19 protein-coding genes are annotated in these 19,266 nt (G+C 46.4%); 16 read left to right on the top strand and 3 right to left on the bottom strand.

Going from position 1 to position 19,266, the window contains the following annotated elements; all coding sequences use genetic code 11:
- Positions 1-286: 286 nt before the first annotated feature.
- Positions 287-1,477: a cation:proton antiporter gene (locus tag BMW94_RS18560; protein ID WP_091000466.1), complete on the bottom strand. Its 1,191-nt coding sequence runs from the start codon at positions 1,475-1,477 to the stop codon at positions 287-289.
- Positions 1,478-1,852: 375 nt separating this feature from the next.
- Between BMW94_RS18560 and BMW94_RS18555 the strand changes: the two genes are divergently transcribed.
- From BMW94_RS18555 to BMW94_RS18540, 5 genes are all read left to right on the top strand, one after another.
- Positions 1,853-2,437 (top strand): DUF420 domain-containing protein, encoded by a 585-nt coding sequence (locus tag BMW94_RS18555; RefSeq protein WP_170867957.1) that lies wholly within the window; start codon positions 1,853-1,855, stop codon positions 2,435-2,437.
- Positions 2,438-2,509: 72 nt separating this feature from the next.
- A complete protein-coding gene (gpmA, locus tag BMW94_RS18550; RefSeq protein WP_091000465.1) occupies positions 2,510-3,253 on the top strand; it encodes a 2,3-diphosphoglycerate-dependent phosphoglycerate mutase in 744 nt (247 codons plus the stop codon).
- A 240-nt stretch (positions 3,254-3,493) separates the two neighbouring features.
- Positions 3,494-3,661 (top strand): hypothetical protein, encoded by a 168-nt coding sequence (locus tag BMW94_RS30585; RefSeq protein WP_175480756.1) that lies wholly within the window; start codon positions 3,494-3,496, stop codon positions 3,659-3,661.
- A gap of 153 nt (positions 3,662-3,814) precedes the next feature.
- Complete coding sequence (locus tag BMW94_RS18545) at positions 3,815-4,723, top strand: aldo/keto reductase (protein ID WP_091000464.1); 909 nt, start codon at positions 3,815-3,817, stop codon at positions 4,721-4,723.
- Positions 4,724-4,807: 84 nt separating this feature from the next.
- A complete protein-coding gene (locus BMW94_RS18540; RefSeq protein WP_091000463.1) occupies positions 4,808-5,134 on the top strand; it encodes a thioredoxin family protein in 327 nt (108 codons plus the stop codon).
- A gap of 464 nt (positions 5,135-5,598) precedes the next feature.
- On the opposite strand, the gene BMW94_RS18530 is transcribed toward BMW94_RS18540, so the two are convergent.
- A complete protein-coding gene (locus tag BMW94_RS18530) occupies positions 5,599-6,387 on the bottom strand; it encodes an undecaprenyl-diphosphate phosphatase (RefSeq protein WP_063566628.1) in 789 nt (262 codons plus the stop codon).
- A gap of 239 nt (positions 6,388-6,626) precedes the next feature.
- On the opposite strand from BMW94_RS18530, the gene BMW94_RS18525 reads away from it, so the two are divergent.
- From BMW94_RS18525 to BMW94_RS18505, 5 genes are all read left to right on the top strand, one after another.
- On the top strand, positions 6,627-7,259 hold the full coding sequence (locus BMW94_RS18525) for a TetR/AcrR family transcriptional regulator (protein WP_091000461.1): 633 nt from the start codon (positions 6,627-6,629) through the stop codon (positions 7,257-7,259).
- Positions 7,260-7,436: 177 nt separating this feature from the next.
- Positions 7,437-8,270, top strand: a complete 834-nt coding sequence (locus BMW94_RS18520; protein ID WP_091000534.1) for a substrate-binding periplasmic protein — start codon at positions 7,437-7,439, stop codon at positions 8,268-8,270.
- Positions 8,271-8,301: 31 nt separating this feature from the next.
- Positions 8,302-8,946 (top strand): amino acid ABC transporter permease, encoded by a 645-nt coding sequence (locus BMW94_RS18515; RefSeq protein ID WP_091000460.1) that lies wholly within the window; start codon positions 8,302-8,304, stop codon positions 8,944-8,946.
- A 16-nt stretch (positions 8,947-8,962) separates the two neighbouring features.
- Positions 8,963-9,709 (top strand): amino acid ABC transporter ATP-binding protein, encoded by a 747-nt coding sequence (locus BMW94_RS18510; protein WP_024631427.1) that lies wholly within the window; start codon positions 8,963-8,965, stop codon positions 9,707-9,709.
- A gap of 200 nt (positions 9,710-9,909) precedes the next feature.
- The gene (locus BMW94_RS18505; protein WP_024631426.1) at positions 9,910-10,332 is read left to right on the top strand and encodes an OsmC family protein; all 423 of its coding nucleotides are present in this window, start codon (positions 9,910-9,912) and stop codon (positions 10,330-10,332) included.
- On the opposite strand, the gene BMW94_RS18500 is transcribed toward BMW94_RS18505, so the two are convergent.
- Positions 10,329-10,757 (bottom strand): carboxymuconolactone decarboxylase family protein, encoded by a 429-nt coding sequence (locus BMW94_RS18500; RefSeq protein ID WP_091000459.1) that lies wholly within the window; start codon positions 10,755-10,757, stop codon positions 10,329-10,331. The genes BMW94_RS18505 and BMW94_RS18500 overlap by 4 nt on opposite strands.
- Before the next feature lie 141 nt (positions 10,758-10,898).
- On the opposite strand from BMW94_RS18500, the gene BMW94_RS18495 reads away from it, so the two are divergent.
- From BMW94_RS18495 to BMW94_RS18470, 6 genes are all read left to right on the top strand, one after another.
- Complete coding sequence (locus BMW94_RS18495; RefSeq protein WP_091000458.1) at positions 10,899-11,357, top strand: Lrp/AsnC family transcriptional regulator; 459 nt, start codon at positions 10,899-10,901, stop codon at positions 11,355-11,357.
- Between the two features lie 157 nt (positions 11,358-11,514).
- Positions 11,515-13,305, top strand: a complete 1,791-nt coding sequence (locus tag BMW94_RS18490; protein ID WP_091000457.1) for a sensor histidine kinase — start codon at positions 11,515-11,517, stop codon at positions 13,303-13,305.
- Positions 13,298-14,902 (top strand): response regulator transcription factor, encoded by a 1,605-nt coding sequence (locus BMW94_RS18485; RefSeq protein WP_091000456.1) that lies wholly within the window; start codon positions 13,298-13,300, stop codon positions 14,900-14,902. The genes BMW94_RS18490 and BMW94_RS18485 overlap by 8 nt, the downstream gene beginning before the upstream one ends.
- Before the next feature lie 364 nt (positions 14,903-15,266).
- Complete coding sequence (locus tag BMW94_RS18480; protein WP_091000455.1) at positions 15,267-16,250, top strand: ABC transporter permease; 984 nt, start codon at positions 15,267-15,269, stop codon at positions 16,248-16,250.
- Positions 16,251-16,265: 15 nt separating this feature from the next.
- Positions 16,266-17,168, top strand: a complete 903-nt coding sequence (locus BMW94_RS18475; protein ID WP_091000454.1) for a carbohydrate ABC transporter permease — start codon at positions 16,266-16,268, stop codon at positions 17,166-17,168.
- A 186-nt stretch (positions 17,169-17,354) separates the two neighbouring features.
- On the top strand, positions 17,355-19,043 hold the full coding sequence (locus tag BMW94_RS18470; protein WP_091000453.1) for an ABC transporter substrate-binding protein: 1,689 nt from the start codon (positions 17,355-17,357) through the stop codon (positions 19,041-19,043).
- The last annotated feature ends 223 nt before the right edge of the window (positions 19,044-19,266 follow it).

The raw sequence follows: 19,266 nt of genomic DNA, 5'->3' as shown, positions 1-19,266 counted from the left end.
CATTTCCGACCTTCTTGAATCGAAGGTGGAAAATGTGTCAAAGCGGCGTGTGCTTCACGACCTAAATTTATTTTCTAAGGACAAGTATAACGTTAAAGACTGAATAATTTCAATACTTTAAAAATCGACTTATTGATACCCCTCTTGATGGTTCAGTTCTGATTATCCAGGTATATCTCCAACAGAACAATATGGGGTACTGTGAACTACGTCGTACTGCATCTGTACATACATCTGCATTAATAACCTGTACCCGTATCCCGATCATTCTTACTAGTTAATGACATTACCCATTCAGATGGGATTCCTCAATCCCTTTTTCAACACGAGTTTCCCCTTTTTTGCGTGCAAAGGTGATTTTGAGTAAAGGTGGCGTAACCAGGGTTGTAACGATAACCATAATGACCACACTGGTGAAATACTCAGGGTCGAGTAATCCGGAAGCAAGTCCGGTGGATGCGATAATAAGAGCAACTTCCCCTCGGGAAATCATGCCTGCACCGATGGCGAGGGAGGATGAGCGATCAAATCCGGTCAGACGCGCACCTGCTCCTCCGCCCAGCAGCTTGGTTACAATGGCAATCAGACTGATAACGATAATGAACCAGATTTGTGAACCCACGCCGTCAAAAGTCACGTTCAAACCGATGCTTACAAAGAATACTGGAACAAAAATCCCGTACGCGATCGGTTCAAGTTTCGTTTCGACCTCATGTTTGAAGTTCGTTTGAGAGATGGCGATACCTGCCGCAAAAGCCCCGATAATGCCTGCAACACCCATCCATTCCGCAAAGTACGAAAAGCCGAAACAGATGATTAATCCGGCTGTAATAACGGTTTCTGTGACCTTCAGCGGTGCCATCCACTTCATGATGCGTGGAACGAGGAACCAACTGGCAGCGATAATAACAACAAAGAATAACAGCTTCTTGCCAATGAGCAGAGGGATTGAAGTATCGGTTGCCCCTGTTCCGAGCAAACTCATCATGACAGCGAGGATGACAACAACTAGCACATCATCGACGACGGCTGCTCCAAGAATCGTTGTACCCTCACGAGAGCTGAGCTGATTCATGTCTTTGAGCGTTTGAACCGAAATGCTGACCGAAGTGGCACAGAACAGAAGTCCAAAGAACAAAGCGTGTGTCTGCGACATGCCGAACGCAGCGGCAGCTCCATAACCTCCGATGAATGGTAAAATGATACCACCCACGGCAACCGCAAAGGCTGCCTTCCAATTTTTCTTCAATTGCTCGAGATCCGTCTCAAGTCCAGCAATGAACATGAGCAGTAATACCCCAATTTCGGACATATAGTGGATGAAATCATCCGGTTGAACCCAGCCGAGCAGGGCAGGTCCAAGAATAACACCGACGATCAATTTGCCCAATACCGATGGTTGACCGAGTCTTACCGACAAATCTCCAGCCAACTTGGTGAAAATAAGAATGAGTGCAAGTACCAAAACAAATTCCATAGTTGTTCTCCCTTCCAGTAATAGCGTTTATAGGGTAACCAGCCCAAGGGAAGATCATTCCAGCCTTAAAACAGAAAAAGGCATAAAACGGCGTATGTTAGTGTGCCGCTTTATGCCTTAAAAAAAAGACAAGGAGGGCCCTTGGTGACAGGCTCCTCCAGTTCAACGCGTATGTGATTAATTGCATTAATTATACCACAAATGCAGGATAGGGTAAACCAGTGAAGGTGTGCTTTTAATGAAAATGGCCTTAAGTGGGCATTTTAAGAGTACCTGACGAGGCTTTTTGTTCAGAGTGTTGTCACTTAACAGTCGAGAAATGGCAAGATATAATGAGATAGAACATAGAAGTTAGGATATGAGGAGGATTTTTCATTGGGCAAACAGGACAAAGGGGACCCGAACATTCAATCCAATCAGATTGCCCCGACCAGTAATAAAAATTTTGCAGGTCTTATTATTACCATTTCCATTATCGCCAATGTCATTATTTTATTGTTGTTCTTTGCACCGTCGATCGGATACAAAGGCGATGTAGCCTTTGACATTACAGTGCTGCCGCGGTTTAACGCCGTGTTCAACAGCTTCACCTTTATCTTCCTGCTTGCGGCTCTGATTGCCATTATCAAGCGGAATGTGAAATTGCACAAACGTTTCATTCTTGCTGCATTTTCAACGACACTTTTATTTCTCGTTACGTATCTGTCGTTCCACTATTTGTCTCCGGAAACGTCCAAATACGGCGGGGAAGGCATCATTCGTTCCATCTATTTCTTCATTCTGATCACACACAGCATTCTGGCAGCCATTATTGTGCCGCTGGCTCTGTTCACTCTGGTATGGGGTTGGACAAATCAGTTGAAGAAACACCGTAAAATTGCTCGCTGGACGATGCCAATCTGGCTCTACGTGAGTTCAACGGGTGTAGTTGTATATCTGATGATGGCACCTTACTATTAATAATTTCACATATCATGGGCATATCCGGCTCGCCTTGCGGGTAATGGTTTCATGGAAGGAGGATTCACGCTTATGTACAGAGTCGTATTAATTCGCCATGGACAGAGTATGTGGAACGTGGAGAACCGTTTTACCGGTTGGACGGATGTGGATCTGACGACCGATGGATACGGAGAAGCGCGTAAAGCGGGCAAAATTCTGAAGGAACAGGGTTTTGATTTTGACTACGCTTATGCTTCAGTACTTAAACGCTCCATTCGAACACTGGATATTGCACTTGATGAGATGGACCGGATGTGGATTCCGATCACGAAGACGTGGAAACTGAACGAACGTCACTATGGTGCACTGCAAGGACTGAATAAACAGCAGACTGCGCTGAAGTACGGTGAGAATCAGGTGAAGGAGTGGAGACGCTCCGTTAGCGTATCTCCCCCAGCATTGGACGAAACTGATGATCGGTATGTTCAGGACCAGGACAAGTATCAACGGTTGGGCTGCACCATCCCTCGTACCGAGAATTTGATGGATACATCAAAGCGGGTGCTGGAGTATTGGAATGCAGAGATCAAACCGGTTGTGTCCGCGGGCAAAAGGGTACTTATCTCCGCGCACGGCAATACGCTTCGTTCACTCGTCATGCATCTGGACCAAATGTCCGAAGCAGACGTAATGGCACTTAATATCCCGACAGGCATTCCGCTGGTCTATGAACTGGATGAAGATCTGCATCCGATCGGGCATTTCTACCTGACTGCGGATGGCTCCACCTACAAACATGAGGAAATGACGCATGTTGCACCGCCGTCCGATTGATCGGAAGCGATAATAATCATTGGATGATATTATGACCACGCAACGGTCTACAGTAGTAACGATGATTTAGACTTATACAGCACGTTAGAAGAAGGCTCCTGAATTTTCAGGGGCCATCTTTTTTACGCTGTAATAGGCCATTCTCTAATTTTAGCGATCACATCTGACGTTTCGTTTTTCTCCCACAGGGTAATCTCAAGCAAGAGACGATGTACATTAATCCTAAAAGAGGAACAACATATGTCTAAAAAAAGTGGAATTATTGTAACAGCCATCGGAGCAGGCGTGACTTATTTGATGAGGAATAAAGAAGCAAGGGATAAGCTGTTCAGTACGGTATCAGGTCTGATGAAAAACTCTTCTTCAATACCGTCTTATGGAAGCAAAAAAGGTTCACGTGTGATTTAAAATAGATTTTGTTATAGGAGTCAATAAGCATGAGAAGCCCGGAGCTGGTATGGTCCCGGGTTTTTGTGTACGCTCATATGTCATATGCGATTTTTGCCAGCAAGAATGATACAATGGAAACTTGCAGAACGTATGGAAGGGGATGCACAACATATGAAGAAAAATCGTCTGGGTTCATCCGAACTCATGGTTGGTGAAATTGGGTTAGGCTGTATGTCGCTTGGAACCGAAGTGAGACCTGCCATAGCCCTGATTCATGAAGCATTGGATCGTGGCGTTAATCTTCTGGATACCGCTGACCTGTATGATGCAGGATTAAACGAAGAAATCGTGGGCCAGGCCATCCAGGGACGCCGGGATCAGGTCATTGTGGCAACCAAGGTTGGTAATCGTCGCATAGCGGGAAAAGAAGGCTGGACATGGGACCCGTCCAAAGCCTATATCAAACAGGCTGTACGAGACAGCCTGAAACGGCTGCAGACGGATTATATTGATCTGTATCAGCTGCATGGCGGAACAATGGATGATCCAATCGAAGAGACGATCGAAGCCTTTGAGGAACTGAAGCAGGAAGGTCTTATCCGGTATTACGGCATATCCTCCATCCGGCCTAACGTGATTCGTGAATATGTGCAGAGAGCTTCCATTGTTAGCGTAATGAATCAATACAGCGTTGCGGATCGCCGGGCCGAAGAGGAAGTATTACCTTTGTTGGAACAAAAGGGCATTAGTGTTATTGCTCGTGGACCTGTGGCAAGTGGGGTGCTCGCCGATTCTGGTGCTGCCAAGGCAGATAAGGGTTATTTGGATTATACTCCTGAGGAGCTGCACATCATACGAGAAGGCCTGGGCCATTTGGTTACAGACAATCGCAGCATGGCTCAAACGGCCATTCGTTATGCTTTGGCGCATCCGGCTGTTGCCGCTGTCGTGCCAGGTGCCAGTTCGAGAGAGCAGTTGTTGCATAATATCGCTGCTTCAGAATCTGCACCCCTTACGGTTGCGGAGATTAACGAAATACGGGAGCTGAGTCCCGCCAATCTCTACAAGCAGCACCGTTAAACGTTGGCAGCCTATTTTCAATTGTAACTATACGAGGTACAATGAAGGTCAACCATAAAGAATCAAATAAGGGAGAGAAGACATATGGAAAGAATTCAAAGTGAACAACAATATCGCGATATAATTAATTCTGACGGAATGACCGTCATTAAATTTGATACAACCTGGTGTCCGGATTGCAAAAACCTGGATCGCTTTATCGGGGACGTTATCGACCAGCATGCGGATAAAACTTTCTATGCCCTGGATGCAGAAGAGTTCCTGCCGTTTGCTGAAGAGAACGGTGTACGCGGCATTCCAAGCCTGCTCGTATTCCAGAACGGCAAGAAAATTGCACATCTGCACAGCAAATGGGCAAAAACACCTGCTCAAATCTCGGAGTACCTGCAGACTTTGGAGTCCAAGGTATAAACGATATCAGTTTGTTTAGATCGATCGCATTAGTTATACGAAACGCACGCCTCCTATCCCTGATAGGTGGCGTTTTTGCTATTGGGGCAAAGAGAATGCGCTGTTCACCAAATGAAATCGAATTGTTGAGAGTTTGTTAAGTACGCCCTCGTATAATGTTCAGGATAAACTAAATATGGGGTGGCAGAGACGGATATGAGCAATTCGATTCTGAAAGAAATGCACCAATTGAGCCATGAGGATGACCTAAGATACCTTTTATTAATGAGAGGCGTGAAACAATTGTTGGAGGAAAGAAAGCGTAATAGGAAGCATATTATCAAAAAAATTAGGCATTCAAAGAAATTAAAAAAAATTCAGGCAAGAAAGTGGTCCTGATTTAGTCTCGTACATAAAAATGGCGACCCGTTTCCGAAAGGAACAGGTCGCCATTGGTTTTTTGGTTACATGACTTGAAGATAGGGTTACATCATTAAAATGATAAAGAATACGGCTGCCAGCACGAAGCGATACACTGCAAAGACGGTCAGACTCAGTTTTTTCAAAATGGACAAGAACGTCTTAATCGCGAGCATGGCTACGATAAATGCGGCAATGAATCCAATCGCGAAAATGGGGAAATCGCTGGTATTCAGATGATCGATACTTTTGTATAGATCATATCCTGTGGCTCCAATCATGATCGGCACAGATACCAGGAATGTAAATTCTGCTGCGGCAACTCGGCTTACCCCTGCGAACAGTCCACCGGAGATCGTCGAACCGGAACGGGAGAAGCCTGGCCATAATGCGAGAATCTGAAAAAGACCCACCACAAATGCCTGTTTATACGTAATATCGTCTACATCATGGGTTGTAATGCGCTCGCTGCGGTGGCTCCAACGTTCAGCGATAATCATCAGGATACCACCAATAACAAGACTGTACAGCACCGTTTGTGCTCCAAACAGATGCGCCTTGATCCAGTCCCGGAATACAAGTCCAATGACCACGGCAGGAACCATCGCCAAAAAGATATGTATGAGGTTCAGACGGGAGGTGTAGCTCCTTTTGCCTCCGGTGAAGCGGAACATATCAATGAATTTGTTCCAGTACAGCACAACGACAGCTAGTACAGCTCCGAGCTGCACAACCACCTCAAACGTTTTGACTGACTCGTTGTCCTCCGATAATCCCAGCAAGTGGGCAGTCAGAATCATGTGTCCGGTCGAGGACACGGGCAAAAACTCAGTCAAACCTTCGATGATGCCCATAATAATTGATGATATAAAGTCCAATTCTCTTCCTCCTTGAAATGCAGATGCCAGCTTATAGGCTGTCCTGCGTGACAATGCCCGCTCATTAGAACAAGGCTATCATCTATTATGATCACAAATGCGCCCAACTTCAACTTATGCTCGTAATGAATTGTTTAAAACCATATTGACAAAAACCTAGTTATCCAATAGGATATACTTTAACTGACTGACTGATCAATCGGGAGGATAATTAAATGTCTAAAACCAATCATTTGGAACCCGGAGAAGAACGCCGGGACCAGATTATACGCATAGCGATGGAGCGTTTTGCGACCCAGGGCTACCATCAGACGAAAATTTCCGATATCGTCCGGGAAGCTGGTGTCGCGCAAGGCACTTTTTACTGGCATTTCAAAAGTAAGGAAGCCATTGCCTCGGAGATTGTGATAACCGGCAGGGAGAAGCTGCTTGAAGCCATCGGACAAGGCTACCGCAAGGATGCCGGATCGGTTGAGGATATGGTGAGAGCTTCGGAACGGCTGTTTACCGACTTATTCTCCTTTGCAGCGGACAATCGTTATTTTATGGAATTGTTGCTCAAAGGCATTGTTTCGGAGGATTCGGTACGCCGTCTGGTCGAAGAGACACGGGGTGCAGTTGAGCAGGCGTTTCGCCACAACATGCAGCGGGCTATTGAGCTGGGAATGCTGCCTAATTCCATGAATGTACCGCTGCGTGCTGCGCTGTTGGTTAGCATGATTGAAGGCATGATTACGCGCTGGCTGTTTGGCTCGGAGGAGCTGCACAGCGAGTTCTCGTCGATGACAGCAACAACGCTGGCTGCGGAGGCGGCAAGCTTTGAGTTTTACGGACTGCTCGGCACATAAAGATGTGCTGGCCCATAAGCTCTACTTTTCAACAACTGGATTAAATATTCACATGATTAAGCCTGCAGCAGGGAATAATGGGTACAACTGCGGTAGAGGAAGAAAGGAATCAGAAGTTTCAACAAGACATGACTACGTGGATGAGAGGAAGTTAATGACATGAATAAAACATATGGAATGAAATCTCGTAAAGGCTGGACTTTAACGGCTCTGCTGCTAATGACCGTGCTGGTACTCAGCGCTTGTGGCAGTAAAGCTACGGACAATGGAAGCAGCAATGGAGCACAGGCGAACAATGAACTGGATCAGATCAAGTCTGCTGGCGTCATCAAAGTGGGCATGATGGGCACATACGCACCATATAACTTCCTGAACGATAAGAAAGAAATGGACGGCTACGATGCAGATATCGCACGTGAGGTTGCGAAGCGTCTTGGGGTTAAGGTTGAATTTGTATCCCAGGAGTTCTCCGGCCTGACACCAAGTCTGCAAGCGAAAAAGCTGGATGCCATCATCAGCCAAATGACGATTACCGATGATCGGAAGAAAGTACTGGATTTCAGTGATCCGTATATTACGAACCAGGTCAAAATCATTGTGAAAAGTGATAACAACGATATTACCAAGTTGGAAGATTTCAAAGGAAAAACGATTGGCGTAGGTCTGGGTACGAATGATGAAACGTATCTGCGTAATGAAGTGCTGCCGAAAGTGGGCGACTTCACGATTAAAACCTATGACGATGTTATCTCTTCACTCAAAGATCTGAATGCTGGACGGATTGATGCCACAATCAACAACATGTATGCGCTGAAACCCATTGTGGATGCCAACGGATTAAAAATCAAAGCCGTAGGTGAACCGATTAAGAGTGACCAGGCAGGTATTGCTGTGCGCAAAGACAACCCAGAACTCGTAGCAGCATTGAATGATGCATTGAAAGGCATGAAGGATGACGGTACGTACAATACCATCTTCAAAAAATGGTTCGGTGAAGAGCCTGCGCAATAATGAACCGGCAAGGCGAAGGGAAGTTTGATCCATGGAATTGGTATTTGAGAATATCCCCTTCTTTCTGAAGGGAGCGTATTACACGCTGTATGTAACTGTAATATCAATGTTTTTTGCCTTTATCATCGGAGTGCTCGTCGCGATCGCGCGTCTGAAAGGACCGATGTGGCTTAGAATGATCGCCCGTTTCTATGTATCCATCATGCGGGGAACCCCGCTGCTGGTGCAATTATTCGTTATTTATTACGGCTTGGTTGATTATGGAGTGACCTTGGGATCGCTCACCGCAGCATGTCTGGGGCTGAGTCTGAATGCAGGTGCGTTTCTGTCGGAGACGTTCCGCGGAGCCATTCAGGCGGTACCGAAAGGGCAGACGGAAGCTGCATACGCAACGGGAATGACGCCGACTCAAGCGATGAGACGGATTATCTTCCCGCAGGCTGTACGCATTGCCATCCCGCCGATGGGTAACACCTTTATTGGTATGCTGAAGGAAACATCACTTGTGGCGGCGATCGGTGTTACCGAGTTGTTGCGGTCAGCACAATTGCTTGTATCACAATATGCGGTGAATATGCCGTTTTATCTGGCGATTGGCGTGATCTACTGGATTATGAGTATCGGCTTCTCGGCCATTCTGGAACAAGTGGAGCGCCGGCTGGCCCGGGCTTACTGATAGGAGGGGAGAACCGGTGATTACAACAACAGGATTGACCAAACGTTTTGGGAAAAATGAAGTTCTCACAAATATAGATTTGCATGTCGATGCGAAAGATATTGTTGTTCTGCTGGGACCCAGTGGATCAGGTAAAAGTACATTGTTGCGCTGTCTGAACGGTCTGGAAGAGCTCTCTGGTGGCAAGATTGAAGTGAATGGTGTTGTGGTAGACAGTGCCGACTCGCAGCGAATCCAGCGGGCTCGTGTACTGGAAATCCGTCGGCAGACCGGCATGGTATTCCAGCAGTTCAATCTGTATCCGCACAAGACGGTGCTTGGCAATGTGATGGAAGGACTCGTGACTGTGAAAAAAATCAAGCGGGACGAAGCGGCCGAACGCGGCCGGATTCTGCTGGATCGAGTCGGCCTGTCGGACAAGCAGGATGCATATCCATCCCGTTTGTCCGGTGGACAGCAGCAGCGCGTAGCAATTGCCCGCGCACTGGCCATGGAGCCTGAAGTGATGCTGTTTGACGAGCCTACCTCAGCCCTTGATCCCGAATTGGTGGGAGAAGTGCTCTCCGTTATGAAGGAGTTGGCACAGGAAGGCATGACGATGCTGGTCGTTACGCATGAGTTGAAGTTCGCCCGGAATGTGGCTAACAAAATCGTCTTTATGGCGGATGGATCGATTGTGGAAGAAGCAAGTCCACAGGCCTTTTTTGAACACCCGACTCAGGAGCGGACACGCAGATTTTTGCAGCAAATTACTGAATTCTAAGAATTCTCAGAGATAAGCAGACGGAGTGAAGGGGACGGAATCGATTCTGAAGAAGCGTAGCGTTCGCCTTTGTCTCCGAATGTTATCCTTTATGAGTATAATCAAAAACATTTGGAGACAACAGCGATCGGAAGAACGATCCGGACCTGGAACGGATATCTGCAGAGCGTAAACTATTCTAAGAAAGAAGGATAAACATCATGAATGTAACAACGGTATGGAAAGGCAAACGCGCGTTTACTTCCGAAGGACCTTCTGGCTATGCGGTTGGCATGGATGCCACAGCAGCCTATGGTGGTGACAGCAAGGGTGCTACGCCCATGGAATTGTTACTGGCGGGTCTCGGGGGTTGTATGGGGATCGATATCACGATGATTCTGGACGCTTTCCTGGACAAAATTACTGGCATTGAGATTGAAGCACAGGGTACACGTAGTGAAGGTATGCCGAAAGGATTTACTTCCATTGACCTGATCTTCAAGGTGGACGGCGATATCCCGGATTATCGGATCTGGAAAGCCATCCAAATGGCTGAAGAGAAGTATTGTGCAGTTTCCGCTTCGCTTAGCGCAGATATTCATCCCAAACTGATTCTGAACGGGGTAGACACACCACGTCCTTAAGGAGTTGGAATATCCTTCTCCGGTTCAAGTCTTAGTGCGGCACCAAACCATTGGGATGCGATGGTAAAACAGATCCAGGCACACAACTCACTGAGCTGTGCGTCAGAAAAATGCTCCCGGAGAACAGGGAAGACGGCAGAGTCCACATTGCCGCCCGTCTGTAAAAATAATTCAGCAAGCCCGGTCGCCATACTAATGGCGGCCTCTTCCGGTTTTGGGTCAGGCTGTCCCTTGGCCCGGCAATACATGCATCCGTTACGCTGAGCAAGCGTACGTCTGACTTCTTCTTTCAGCCGAGCTGATAACAGGCTGTCACCAGCAAGTACATCGCCTAGAGAATTCCAATGCTGCATCACGGAAGGCTGATGGCCGAGCAGACGTTGGAATGGGGTTTCCCCATGAGTTGAAAATGAAATGATTGGCATCGTGGTTTACTCCTTCTGAAAGATATGCAATCTGATACAATCAATTTTATCTAATTCTTTCAGTGCATCTCCACTGCAAATGAATTGAATTGTATGCTAATCTAAAACATATGTGCCGAAAAAAGGAGTCTGGGATGACAAATGAATCTGGATCGAACGGATTATCATATTTTGGGGCTGTTACACGACGATGCTCGTCTGTCCATGCGTGAAGTGGCCCGTCAGATAAACCTGTCACCGTCATCGGTGAGCGAAAGAGTACGCAAGCTGGAAGATACGGGGATAATACGCGGATACAGAGCAGACATAGATCGCTCCAAGCTGGGCTGCGGGGTTCGATGTATGATTGAGGTGACTTTGCGAAATGGAGAGCATGAACGTTTTGCTGATTATATTCGTCGATTGCCTTGGGCGGAATTTGCTTATCGTGTAGCAGGCAAGGCCTGTTTTATGGTGATGTTGTCTGCACCGGGAATGTCTGAAATCGAAGCCTGTATTACCGAGCTGACCCCGTATGCGATGACAGTAACTCACGTTGTTTTTTCACAGGTGGAGCTGCCGATGCTCATTTTAGATCCAAAAGATCAGCCAGATGGATAGAGTATTTCAGACCCGTGTCCACTATTTATATCAGATCTCTTTTCTAAGCCCTCTTGCAGGGCTTTTGCTGTTATGTGGTATGATGAATTGGAAGGGCAGACGTAATATGTACTGACCTTTATATGTAAGCGCTTATACGCGGGCGGAAGGTGCAGATATGTTTAAAAGGCTCATACGAACATCCAACAATCTTAAATTAAAGCATAAATTGCTCATATCCTATGTACTTGTCGTCATGATTCCGGTACTGATTATTGGCCTGGCTGTAACCGGATACTTTCGGAAGCAGGCGCTGGATAATGCCATTGGACAGACGATTAACAACGTGGACAAAGTCAAAAGTCAGACGACCACACTGCTGCGTGTGCCTACGGATATTTCCAACATTCTGATGTTCAACAATGATTTGAAAGAAATTGTGAACAAACAATACCAAAGTGTTGTGGAGCTGACCTCGGCTTACCTCGCATACAAAGATTTTCAGGAATACAAGCGTCTGTACCGCGAGGTTGCGGGCATCCGGTTTTACTCCACCAATCCGACGCTAATCAACAATCTGGAGTTTATTCCGGTGGATAAGCAGACCGAGGATAGTTACTGGTACCAAAAGGCGCTGAAAACGACGAGCATCGGCTGGTTCTACATTCCTGACAAGGGAGATAATCCGGTGCACAAGCTTAGTCTGGTGCGCAAAGTACCTTTTCCCGAATATCGGACCGAGGGTGTGCTGATGATTGTAATTAATCAGGACGAGCTAAATGGATTGTTACGTCAGGAGCCGTTTGAGACGTTGATTACGGACGAGCAGGGTTATGTGGTTGCGGCCAAAAATACCGAACTGGTGGGTAGGACGCTGGACGAGCTTGATTTTGGCGTAGATCTGCAAAACCAGGCCAAAGGCACAATTGAAGCAGACTTTCAGGGGGAGCCATCCAACATTGTCATTGATGAGCTGCACCCTGGATCGAGCATGAACAGCCTGAAAATCATTTCGGTTTTTGCCACCAAAAATATCGTCAAAGACGCCAACACCATTAGCATGATCGGTATGCTCTTTATTACGCTTGTGCTGGTCATTGCATTGTTGCTTGTATATATCATTTCATTTCTCACGTCGAACCGATTGTTACGCCTCAGCAAACATCTGAATAAGCTCGCACTGGGTGATCTGAATGTCACCTCCCGCATTGACGGGAATGATGAGATTGGGCAACTGTCTAGGCAGTTCAATTACATGGTGAAGAGCATTAATGAACTGATGACTCAGGTGGTGGAGGCAACGGAACAGAACAATCAATTGGAAATCGCGCAGAAAGAGATTAAACTGAAAATGATGGCCAGCCAGATCAATCCTCATTTTTTGTTTAATGCACTGGAGTCGATCCGCATGAAAGCCCATATCAAAGGCGAGGCTGAGATTGCCAATATCGTCAGGCTCCTGGGCAAACTGATGCGCAAGAGCCTTGAGATTGGCAGCGGCAAAACGACGTTCAGAGCCGAACTGGAGATGGTACGTTCTTATCTGGAAATTCAGAAATTCCGATACGGCGACCGACTTGCTTTCCAGATCCATATTGATCCGGAGGTGGAGAAGATGTACATCCCTCCTTTGATCATTCAGCCTCTGGTTGAGAATGCGATTGTGCATGGTTTGGAAAATAAAGAGGGCACCGTCCGTGTGAATATAGATATTCGTTTGGTGGAGGATGTTGTCCAGGTGAGAGTCGATGACGATGGGGCAGGCATTACGCCGGAGCGTCTGGCTGAAGTGATGCAATTCATCTGTGGACCGGAAGAACAGGAGAAGAGCCGGATTGGCATGCGCAACGTACATCAACGTTTAACGTTGACTTACGGCGAGCCATACGGATTACAGATTAAGAGTGTGTACGGGGAAGGAACAGAGGTTTCTTTCACCTTGCCAGCAGGAGGAGACCAGCATGTATAAAGTGTTATTGGTAGATGATGAACCGAGCATACGTGAAGGACTGACAACGATCATTGATTGGGAAAAATACGGCTTTCAGGTGATTGGTACAGCTGCGAGCGGGCGTGAGGCCATCACCCACTTCGAAGAACTGGAACCAGACCTGACGATCATTGATATTCGTATGCCCGGCATGACCGGACTGGATGTCATTGAAGAAGTGCGGCAGCACCATCCGGGTTCGCACTTTCTGATCCTGAGCGGGTACGCCGATTTTGATTATGCCAAGAAAGCCATCAGTTTTGGCGTGGATGGGTATCTGCTCAAGCCGGTGGATGAAGAGGAGATTATCAGTGAGCTGGAGCGAATCTCTGCAATGCTGACACGGGAGCGGATGACATTAGCCCGCCATGCTGGTGAGGATACAGCCTACCGGGAGCATCAAATTGAAGCATTGCTTTTTGATAGCCTGGAAGGTATGGAAACGATGGAAGCAAATGCTCTAGGATTGAATTGGTCGCAGTATCAGGTTGTGCTGCTGGAGATGCATGCCGAACCTGATTTACAGCGTGGTAGTGTGGTGAAACGCAGACTGGCAGAAGCTTTTGACCAGAAAGATCGGGGCATTGTGTTTTCGTTCCATTCCGGACTGGGACTGTTATGTAAAGAGCCTATTTTGACTGTACCATCTGCCCAGAGTTTATATGATGAGTTGGAAGGGCTGCTGGGAGAATGGAATATTCACATGTACGCGGCAGCAGGTCAACCTGTAAACTCCACAGCAGACATCGCACATTCCTATAATCAGGCCAACGGCGTATTGGGCGGACGTTTCCTGTTCGCGGAACGACGTATTATGTTATGGAACGAAGGCGAGAAGAGCAAAAGTGCTTCTGGGCCGGTTATTGCGCTGGATGAAGTTAGTGGTGAACCGGATGAAGCAGAATTGGCGGACAAGCTGTATTATGCGCTCGACATTCGGAGCAGCGAGTCCGTGATGCGTGTGCTGACCGAAATCGAGGAACGTCTGATCCCCCATCATCAGACAGAACAGGCGATTAAGACGGCGTTCTCCCAAGTGTTTTCATTGGCTATCAACAAACTTGCGGCAACGAATCAGCATATGCAATCCATTATGCAGGAGCATTCCGTTCTAATTACGGAGGTCTACCATCAATTAACGTTACTGGATCTCAAAGTAATGGCTGCTCAACACCTGAACCGGCTTATTCAGCGCATGGGTGGAGGAAGCAAGGATACGGTACTGAAACAAATGATTGAATTTATCCGTCGTAATCCCGGCGAAAATCTCAAGCTGGAGGTACTCGCTGAGGTATTTAACTACAATAGCAGTTATTTGGGCAAGCTGTTCAAAAACCATACCGGGGAATATTTCAATGCATTTCTCGATAAGGTTCGAATGGAGAAAGCGAAGGAACTTCTCGATGAAGGCTTAAAGGTGCACCAGGTTGCCGCGAGGGTGGGGTATGCCAACGTGGATTACTTCCACGGCAAATTCAAGAAGTATGTAGGGGAATCGCCTTCCGCTTATAAACATGCAAGAGAGCTTGCCAGATCACAGTCCAAGGATTCCTCAGGAGAGCCGGAACGGAAGTAGCCCATAATTTTCAGAGCGGAGTACTTCTGACGGTTGGCATTTCTCCCGATTAGTTTATTGTAAAACGTTTTCGAACTTATACTCTATTTGAAGGACCTTTGAGGTCCTTTTTTCTTTGTAGTTTTACATCAAGTAAACGATTTCTATAAAACGTTTTCGATCATTACCATTTTCAAAATAAATTCCCTTTTAATTTCATTAATTAATAATAGAAGGCGTCATTATCACTAATTTTATAGAAATAAAATCGGATTATATAGGGGGATATCTAATTTTCATATGATTTTCTCTAAAATCCAGCTGGTATTTTGAAAACGCTCTATCAGGTATGATTATTTTATAAATTAGAGGAGGGGGAACGGAGATGGAAACGCTAACAGAAAAATCCGCTTCCGCGAAAAAAAGCAGTGACCCCAATCCGTCAACACCAAAACGGCGGAACAGAATTTGGGACAGTATGAAACAGCAAAAGTATCTCTACCTCATGTCATTGCCATTCGTAGCTTGGGTTTTTGTATTTAACTATCTGCCACTATGGGGATGGACGATGGCTTTCCAAAATTATAAACCGGCCAGATCGTTCGGTGATCAACAGTGGGTTGGTTTTAAACACTTTGCAGAGCTGTTCAGTGATGATCGCTTCTATCTGGTACTTCGAAATACGCTTGCAATGAGCTTGATGGGACTGGTTGTCGGTTTTATCGTGCCGATTTTCTTCGCGATTCTCTTGAATGAGATGAAAGGTATGTTCTTCAAGCGCGCCGTGCAAACGGTATCATATCTGCCTCACTTTGTATCCTGGGTCGTAGTGGCAGGGATTATTACCAAGATGCTCTCCACTGATGGCGGGATTATCAATGACCTTTTGGTAAACCTAAACATTATCGATCAGCCGATCCAATTCATGGCTAAAGGGAACCTGTTCTGGTACATTGTAACCGCTTCAGATATGTGGAAGGAAACCGGTTGGAATGCCATTATCTATTTGGCGGCCATTACCGGTATTGACCAGGAGCTTTACGAAGCATCCCGGGTAGACGGAGCAAACCGCTGGAGACAAATGTGGCATATCACGTTGCCTGGCATACGGACCACGATTTCCGTACTTTTCATCATGTCGATCGGGCATCTGATCAGTATCGGTTTCGAGAAGCAATTTTTGCTGCAAAACAGTCTGGTGCTAGACTACTCGGAAGTGCTTGATCTATACGCGCTCAACTATGGTTTGAATATGGGACGATTCTCGTATGGTACAGCCATAGGCATATTCAACTCCGTTGTCAGTATCATCCTTCTGTTTACAGCGAACGGATTGTTCAAAAAATTCACCAAAGAAAGCATCATGTAGGGAGGGGACGACATTATGGCGAACAAAGCATTCAATGCTACTCGGGGCGATAAGCTGTTCGATATATTCAACATCCTCGCGATGACCCTGGTGCTGATTGTAACACTGTATCCATTCTTGAACGTACTGGCTATCTCACTTAATAACTCGACAGATACCGTACGTGGTGGAATTTACTTGTGGCCTCGTGATTTCACATTGCAAAACTACAAAACGATTTTCCAATACGAGGGATTGCTGCAAGGTTTGCAGGTATCCATTCTACGTACCATTGTAGGTACCGTGCTCGGCTTGATCAGTTCCTCAATGATCGCATTTACACTGAGTCGTCCTGACTTCAAGTTGAGAAAGTTTGTTTCTACAACACTTGCACTCACGATGTATTTCTCCGGTGGTCTGATTCCGGTGTACATCCTGATGCGTGACCTGAACCTGATCGGTACATTCTGGGTATATGTATTGCCAGGTATGATCAGTGCGTTTAACGTGTTCATCATTCGTTCCTTCATTGACGGCTTGCCGTATGCCTTGCAGGAATCAGCGAAGCTGGATGGTGCGAATGACTTTAAGATCTATTACAAAATCATTTTGCCACTCTGTAAACCGGTACTTGCAACCATCGCGTTGTTCCTGGCTGTAGGCCAGTGGAATGCCTGGTTCGATACGTATCTGTATAATGGTTCGAAGGCTCATCTGACCACGCTCCAGTACGAGCTGATGAAAGTACTGCAAAGTACACAGCAAGGCTCGGGAGCTGGACGTAACGCCAATGACATGGCACAGCAAATGACACAGATTTCACCGGAATCCATCAAAATGGCGATCACGATCGTTGTTACGGTTCCTATTCTGATTGTGTATCCATTCCTGCAAAAGTATTTTGTGGGTGGTATGACATTGGGTGCAGTAAAAGCTTAAGCAAGTTTATACAGGCCGCCACATAGATAGAGCGGCCGTATAATAAAAGAAGCATCAGGATGCCCGAAGCGCAGCCATACGGCCTGCGCTTCACCGTATAGGGCTGCGGAGTGGCATTCATGAAGCTATAGACAGGGACAAAAAAGTCCCGGATAGACAGACATATGAAACGGGAGGATTACCATTATGGCAAGAAACAAAATGAAGATTGCACTGGCTCCAGTGCTTGCGATGTCTTTGCTCGCAGGTTGCGGTGGAGGAAACAGCGGCGAAACGTCGTTTAAGGACACTAGCGGTGATACGTCTCCGATTACTTTTGACTTTTTTAGCGTCGATCCCAGTCCGAACTGGAACGGTATGAAGGATGAAGTGGGGAAAGTCCTTACAGAGAAAACAGGAGTAACCCTTAACGGTGAATTTGCCGTCAGTGGTGGTCAGGATAAAGTATCCTTGATGGCAGCAAGCGGAGAATATCCGGATATCGTGTCACCCAAAGGAGAGCTGAGCAAGCTCGTGGATGCTGGGGCAATGGTCGATCTGACTGATCTGATCGAGCAATATGCCCCCAATCTGAAGAAGCTGTATGGTAATTACATGGACCGGCTGAAATATAGCAACGAAGATCAAGGAATTTATGTACTGCCTACGTATTATGCGGTAGATCAGAAGTATTTTGATGCAGGCGGCGGATTTGGGATTCAGCAGCGTGTATTGAAAGAGCTGGGATATCCTGAAGTGCGTACACTGCAAGATTATGAGAAGGTACTGAAGGCATACAAAGAGAAACATCCAACGATTGATGGTCAGCCGACAATCCCGTTAACATTGGACGCAGATGACTGGAGAATCATGATTACGGTGACAAATCCGGCATTCTTCGCAACAGGCGCTCCGGATGACGGTGAGTACTATATTGATCCTGAGACCTATGAGGCAAGTCTGCATTACAAACGTCCGGAAGAGAAAGAGTATTTCCGTTGGCTGAACCATATGTATGCGGAAGGACTGCTTGATCAGGACAGCTTCGTACAGAAAACGGATCAATACAAATCCAAAATTGCAAGTGGTCGTGTTCTGGGCGTCATTGACCAGGATTGGGGTTATTCCGATGCGGAAAACGCATTGAAAGCAGCGGGCAAAGATGAAGCGACCTATTCACACTTCCCGGTAACTCTGTCTAAAGATATCAAGGATCATTCCTTCCAGGACCCTGGTTTTGTATCAGGATGGGGTGTAGGGATTACAACATCGAATCCGGACCCGGTTCGCACAATTAAATTCTTTGATTACCTGGCCTCTGATGAAGGTCAAGTGCTGATGAACTGGGGTATTGAAGGCAAGCAGTACGAAGTGAAAGATGGCAAACGTGTGATTCCTGCCGATGTGCTGGACCAAAAAACGAATAATGCTGCCGTATTCCAGAAAGAAACAGGGATTGGCCTCTATACCAATATGTCTGGTCACTATGGCGATGGTGTCAAGGATTCCACGGATAACTATTACACAACGAATTTCCCTGAACAGATTGTAGCGGCCTATTCCGATGCGGAGAAAGAGACACTCAAAGCATACGGCGCAACAACGTGGAAAGATCTGTTCCCAAGTGAAGATGAGTTCCCGGTCAAACCATGGGGAGCAGCGTACAATATGCCGACTCCAGGAGACTCGGATTACAACGTTATTTTCCAAAAAACACAGGATATTATCCGTAAACGGATTCCAGAAGCGATCCTTAGTTCCCCTGAACAATTCGATGCCATTTATGATGGGATGATTGCCGAGCTGAATAAAGCCGGAGCAGAGGACATGGAAAAACAATACACTGAACTGGTGCAAAGCCGTGTTCAATTGTGGAGCGGTGAAGCGAGCAACTAATACGTTTCAGCAGACTATTTTTTCGAGAAAAAGGGCCCAGGGAACTGGGTTCTTTTTTATACCTAAAACGTTTTCCAAAAAACGTTTTCAATTTTGTATATTCACTATTGACAAGGACTTTTGGAGGGATTATTATTCAAATATGAAAGCACTTTCATTTATGATTTACCAAGGCGTATACACGAATCTCTTCAGTCAGAAAGAGTATAGATCGGTTGCTCAA

The organism is Paenibacillus sp. OK003 (genome assembly GCF_900109515.1).
GTDB lineage: Bacteria > Bacillota > Bacilli > Paenibacillales > Paenibacillaceae > Paenibacillus > Paenibacillus marchantiae.
The sequence above is the reverse complement of the archived record's forward strand: the minus strand, read 5'-3'. Positions and strand labels throughout refer to the sequence as shown.